This is a genomic window from Edaphobacter dinghuensis (assembly GCF_014640335.1).
Classification (GTDB): Bacteria; Acidobacteriota; Terriglobia; order Terriglobales; family Acidobacteriaceae; genus Edaphobacter; species Edaphobacter dinghuensis.
This window is the reverse complement of sequence record NZ_BMGT01000009.1, coordinates 1-569: the sequence shown is the minus strand read 5'-3', so window position 1 is coordinate 569 and position 569 is coordinate 1. Positions and strand designations below refer to the sequence as shown.

1 protein-coding gene is annotated in these 569 nt (G+C 59.2%); it reads left to right on the top strand.

Features of this window, described 5'->3' with window-relative positions:
- Window positions 1-12: 12 nt before the first annotated feature.
- Window positions 13-569: AMP-binding protein (locus tag IEW09_RS18630; RefSeq protein ID WP_229739446.1), on the top strand; the 557-nt coding region annotated here is incomplete at its 3' end.

The window sequence follows — 569 nt, the reverse complement described above, 5'->3', positions numbered from 1 at the left end:
GAGCGGAAGCTGTTGCTGGAGACATGGAACGCGACCGAGGCACCCTACGCGGACAGCCTGTGCATCCATCAGCTGTTCGAGGAACAGGTACGCAAGAACCCGGATGCGAAAGCACTGATCTTTAAAGATGAGTCTCTGAGCTATGACGAGCTCAACCGTCGGGCTAATTGTCTGGCTCACTATCTGATCGAGTTAGGCGTCCGGCCCGACGACCGTGTTGCCATCTGCGTAGACCGCGGACCGGCTATGGTAATCGGCCTGTTGGCTATCCTGAAGGCGGGCGGCGCCTATGTGCCGCTCGATCCCGCTTACCCTTCCGAACGTCTCATTCAGGTGCTGCACGATGCTGCGCCCCGAGTACTGCTCTGCGATACACGCGGTCGCGAGGTTCTCCGAACAGAAGCCATACAGGATCGCATCGTGCTCGATCTCGACGATCCCCAGCCATGGTTGCGACATGCGGAAGCTGATCCCGACCCAGCTGCGTTAGGCCTCAACTCGCGACATCTTGCCTACGTGATCTACACCTCGGGCTCCACCGGCACGCCAAAAGGCGTCATGATCGAGCA